This is a genomic window from Actinomycetota bacterium, from assembly GCA_036280995.1.
In the GTDB taxonomy this organism is placed as follows: domain Bacteria; phylum Actinomycetota; class CALGFH01; order CALGFH01; family CALGFH01; genus CALGFH01.
Genome location: DASUPQ010000132.1, coordinates 1 through 3,894 on the forward strand (window position 1 = coordinate 1; position 3,894 = coordinate 3,894).

The 3,894-nt window shown below is 68.6% G+C and carries 7 protein-coding genes; 3 read left to right on the forward strand and 4 right to left on the reverse strand.

Features of this window, described 5'->3' with window-relative positions; genetic code table 11:
• The coding region (locus VF468_04225; protein HEX5877521.1) for a hypothetical protein at positions 1 to 198 on the forward strand (198 nt) is incomplete at its 5' end.
• 92 nt (positions 199 to 290) lie between these two features.
• Positions 291 to 1,505 carry an IS110 family transposase gene (locus tag VF468_04230; protein ID HEX5877522.1) on the forward strand — a complete coding sequence of 405 codons (1,215 nt, stop codon included), beginning with the start codon at positions 291 to 293 and terminating at the stop codon, positions 1,503 to 1,505.
• A gap of 111 nt (positions 1,506 to 1,616) precedes the next feature.
• On the opposite strand, the gene VF468_04235 is transcribed toward VF468_04230, so the two are convergent.
• The 4 genes from VF468_04235 to VF468_04250 all read right to left on the reverse strand — a co-directional run bounded on the left by VF468_04235 (position 1,617) and on the right by VF468_04250 (position 3,489).
• Positions 1,617 to 1,769, reverse strand: coding sequence for a hypothetical protein (locus tag VF468_04235; GenBank protein HEX5877523.1), 153 nt, complete (start codon positions 1,767 to 1,769; stop codon positions 1,617 to 1,619).
• Positions 1,770 to 1,873: 104 nt separating this feature from the next.
• Positions 1,874 to 2,332, reverse strand: a complete 459-nt coding sequence (locus tag VF468_04240; protein HEX5877524.1) for a DUF1772 domain-containing protein — start codon at positions 2,330 to 2,332, stop codon at positions 1,874 to 1,876.
• 2 nt (positions 2,333 to 2,334) lie between these two features.
• Positions 2,335 to 2,802: a hypothetical protein gene (locus VF468_04245; protein HEX5877525.1), complete on the reverse strand. Its 468-nt coding sequence runs from the start codon at positions 2,800 to 2,802 to the stop codon at positions 2,335 to 2,337.
• Positions 2,803 to 2,910: 108 nt separating this feature from the next.
• Positions 2,911 to 3,489, reverse strand: coding sequence for a PadR family transcriptional regulator (locus VF468_04250; protein HEX5877526.1), 579 nt, complete (start codon positions 3,487 to 3,489; stop codon positions 2,911 to 2,913).
• A 123-nt stretch (positions 3,490 to 3,612) separates the two neighbouring features.
• Here VF468_04250 and VF468_04255 point away from each other — a divergent pair.
• Positions 3,613 to 3,894, forward strand: a 282-nt coding sequence (locus VF468_04255) for a hypothetical protein (protein HEX5877527.1), incomplete at its 3' end; no start/stop codon positions are given.

Below are 3,894 nucleotides of genomic sequence, written 5' to 3' on the forward strand. Positions count from 1 at the left end.
GACGGCGGCGGCCCGACGTACGGAAATACGCATGAAGGAACGCTAATACGCATGAAGGAACGCTCCTTAAGTTCGTTGGGTCAGTACGTTGTGCTGATGACTTGGGCGGGTTGGGTGAGGCTTCAGGGTGTTCGCTGGCCGTTGGTGCGGCTTGAAAGGAGTGGCCGCCTGGCCCGCCTGGACAGCTTTGGCCGCTGATTGAGATGTGCGGGCTTGGTCGCTTGGTTAAGGAGCTGCTGGCGGAGCTGTCTGTGGGTCGACTGGCAGGCGATACCGATGGGGAGGTGGGTGTGCTCGACCGGGTGTGGGTAGGGGTGGATGTTGGCAAGCAGCACCACTGGGTCGCGGCCGTGGATGGCCAGGGCCGGGTGCTGCTGTCGCGCAAGGTCGCCAACGACCAGACCGCGATCACCGGGGTGCTTGGCGAGCTCAAGGCGATGGCGGCGGGGCTGGTGTGGACCGTCGACCTGACCACGGTGGAGGCCGCGCTGCTGTTGGCGGTGCTGTGGGAGGGCGGCCAGCAGGTGCAATACCTGTCGGGCCGGGCGGTCAACATCGCGGCGGCCAGCTACCGCGGGGAGGGCAAGACCGACGCGCGCGATGCGCGGGTGATCGCCGACCAGGCCCGCATGCGCCACGACCTGCCCGCGCTTCGTCCCGGCCAGGAGCTGGTGGTGGAGTTGCGGCTGCTGACCGGCCGTCGGGCGGATCTGGTCGCCGACCGCACCCGCACCATCAACCGGCTGCGTCAGCAGCTGACCGCGCTGTGTCCCGCGCTGGAACGCGCCGCTTGCCTGGCCGGCCAGCGCGGCTGGCTGGTGCTGTTGGCCCGCTGGCAGCGGCCGTCGGCGATCCGCCGCGCCGGCGTGGCCCGCCTGCGCACTCGACTGGTCCATGCCGGCATCCGCGCCGAGACGGCCGAGCGCATCGCCCAGGCTGCGGTGGCCGCAGCCGCCAGCCAGACCGTCCGGCTGCCCGGCGAGGAGCTGACCGCCGGGCTGGTGGCCGCGCTGGCCGAGGAGGTGATCAGCCTCCAGGCCCGCATCGACCAGGTCGACCAGGCGCTCAAGGAGCGGTTTTGTCGCCACCGCCTGGCCCCGGTGATCGCCAGCATGCCCGGGTTCGGATTCCGGCTCGGCGCGGAGCTGCTGGCCGCCATCGGTGACCTTCAGCTGATCAGCTCCGCCGATCAGCTGGCCGCCTACGCTGGTCTGGCCCCGGTGCCCCACGACTCCGGCAAGCGCACCGGACGGCTGCACCGACCCGTGCGCTACAACCGGCTGCTGCGCCGAGCAATGTACCTGTCGGCGCTGACCGCCAGCCGCTACGACCCGGCCGCCAAGGCCTACTACCAGCGCAAGCTCACCGAGGGTAAACGGCCCGTCCAGGCGCTGACCTGCCTGGCCCGCCGACGCACCAACGTGCTGTGGGCACTGCTGCGCGACAACCGCACCTGGCAGCCCCAACCCCCCGTCAAGACCAACGACGACGCCAAGGCGGCTTGACAACGTCATTGAGACTCCTTTCAGTGGTTGGTGCCTTCCACCTGTACGTCGGGCGGCCGGCCCGGATTGCCACGACCAGCGACGGCGACGTCGAGGTTCCAGCCGTGGCGGCTATAACGCCAGCCAGGTCGTTGGCTGCCCGGTGGCCGCGCCGATCTGCACAGCGATCTCGGCGAGGAGAGTCGTCAGTGCGCTCCACCTGCCGCTGTTGAAAATCGTCTCAATGTACGTGCGGACGAGGTCCTTGTTGGCTTCCAGGGACATGGGGCACCTCTGCAAGCAGCAAGCACGACAGCGAGGCGCCAAGGAGCGGGCGGCGAGCCGCTGAGCTGTTGCCCAGGGGCGCTTCCAGGCTGAGGGAGCCAGCGTCAGGCGAGGGTGACGGCGCCGACGGCGCACAGGAACCAGACGGCCAGCAGCACCGCCCGCACCCCCTGGTAGGTGTGCCACCGGTGCCGGTCGGTCTTCCATCCCTCAGGAGGATGCTCGGCGTCCCAGGTCAGGGTGCGCTTGTTGATGGGCACGTTGACCATCAGGGTGAAGGCGATGAGCACGGCCGCGGCGACCGCGGCGACCACCCAGAGCACACGTGGAGGACCAGCGGGGGCAACGACGGCGGTCAGCACGATCAGGACCGAGGTGAGGGGGAGCAGGATCGGCATCACCCGTCCGAAGGTCCGCAGCATGCCTTGCTGCATCCGGATTTGGGGCGTGTCGTCCAGCCTGGCGACGACGGGTTGGAGGAGCGCCCAGGAGGCGGACTCCGCTCCGGCCAGCCATCCCGAGAGCAGGAGCACGAGGGTGCTCAGCACCGTGTACCCGGCCATTCCTAGACGCTACCGGGGGCTTGAGTGGCTGACCGATCGGCCCGCGGCCGGCCGCGCCGGGCCTCGCCGATGAAGAGCACCAGCGTGCCGATCATCGCTGCCTGCAGCAGCAGGACATCCACGATGGCGAGGACCGCGAGCAGCGGCGACTCGACGTTCAGCTGGTTCTTCGAGCCGTCCGGTGTGAACAGCGGCGCCGGCCGGCTGACATTGTCCGCCCAGGTCCCCCAGATCTGCTGGGGCGGCTCGATCATCGTGTGCGCGAACAGGGTCGCGACCACGACGAAGGCCATCGCCCACACCCGGTACCACGGGTGCGACCGGGCCCACAGCACCGTCGCGAAGATGACGTAGAACCCGAGGGTGAAGGTGAACAAGGTCACCTGGGGCTTGAACGGGAACCCGTAGTGGTCGGCGCGCAGCACGTGATCGGCGTGATGCACCAGACCAAGTCCGATCACGGCGACCACCAGCTTCTCGGCCAGCGACAGCGGTCGTGTCAATCCCACGAGCCGTCCCTCCCAAGTAGGTGAAGCACAGCCTAGTACACAGTTTACTAGGGAGCCAGTTCCGGCAGGCTAGTCGCTCGCTGCTGACGCGGGCCCAGGGCCATCCTGGGTCGCGAGTTCCGCCTCGGCCTCGTCCACCCAGTCGAGCTGAGCCGTCAACGTGCGGATACCGTGCAGGGCGGTCAGCCGGGCCATCCGGGCCCTCGGGGTGTCCTTGAGCTGATCCGCCACCGCCTGCAGGGCGTCCAGCCGGACGCGCAGCGCCGTCCGGTACTGAGCGAGCAGCGCGGCGATGCGCTCGGGGCGCATGGCGTGGGCCAGGAAGAACCGGAGCAGGAAGGCGCTGCGGTAGGTGGTGGCCATCGGGGCCTCGGCGTGCAGCCACTCCCCCAGGGCAGCTCGGCCCTCCGGGGTGATCTGGTAGATCGACTTGTCGGGAGCAACCACCTGTTCGACCCGGTGCGAGCTGACCCAACCCAGATCGGTCAGCCGCTTCAACTCGCGATACATCAGGGTGTGCGAGACCGGCCAGAAATGCTGCAGCGACCGGTCGGCAATGGCTGCCAGGTCATAGCCCGAGGAGTCGGGAACCTTGTCGACCAGGCCGAGCACAGCATAGGTCGACACCGGGTAGTCAGCTCTGGTCACGGTCTCAGTAAACAGCAGCGAGACAGCGCCAGCCCAGAGCCCGCCGGGTCCAGGCCGACGCCATGCGCAAGTGGGCGTATCGGCAGAAGAACATGTACTGGCGCAACCCTGGCCTCGGGGGCGTTGGAGCTGGAGGACGCCATCGACTACAGCAAGTTCTTCAGCTTCGCCCCACCCGACCTGCTCAAGATCTTCCCCCCGGCCAAGGTCATCGACGCCATGCGGGTCCGGCTGGATGCCGACAAGGCCGCCGACACCCACCAGCGCCGTCATCTACCAGCTCCCGGGCGGCCAGACCACCCCCGCCGACGCCCTCCAAGCCGGCGACATCACCATCACCGGCGACACCGCCACCGCCCACGACTTCTCACCCACTTCGACCCACCCTCCAAGGACCCGATCAAA